This window comes from Vibrio sp. D173a (assembly GCF_030248475.1).
The window spans coordinates 1-555 of the sequence record NZ_JAHGAH010001594.1 but is presented as its reverse complement, the minus strand read 5'-3'; the positions used below and the strand labels follow the sequence as shown (position 1 = coordinate 555).

Here is a 555-nt window from a genome sequence, read left to right as displayed (position 1 = left end):
TTGAAGCGGCGGTGAGCTTGTCGATTCGTTATTTGCCATCTCGTCAGCTTCCAGACAAAGCGTTCAGCTTGTTGGACACAGCATGTGCCCGTATCGCACTGACCCAAGGCGCAAAACCAGAGTGCATTGAGAGCTTAGAGCAGAATATCAGTTACCTTGAGAGTGAACGTTCTGCACTAGAAGCAGAAGGTGCGGTGTTCATTGACAAAGCGGTCGACCACGAAGGGCTTAATCAGAAAATTGACCAGCAGAAAGGGGAATTAAACACGCTTAATGAACGGTGGGAAAAAGAACGTGAATTGGTCGCGACGATTACCACACTGTGCGAAACGATTGAAAGTAGTCGCCTTGAAGACAATGTAGATACCGAGAGCCAAGCACAACTTAATATTGCACTTGGTCAGTTAAAAGAGATCCAAGGTGAGCTGCCACTGGTGTTCCCTGTGGTTGATGACCAAGTGATTGCGACAGTTATCGAGAATTGGACGGGTATTCCAGCGGGCAACATGGTGCAAGAAGAGGTGGCTCAACTGTTGTCTCTCGATAAAGCGCTAC

General features: G+C 48.1%; 1 pseudogene. It reads left to right on the top strand.

Annotated features, from left to right (window positions below):
- Positions 1-555 (top strand): annotated as a pseudogene (locus KIV40_RS34990) (type VI secretion system ATPase TssH); the annotation flags it as partial.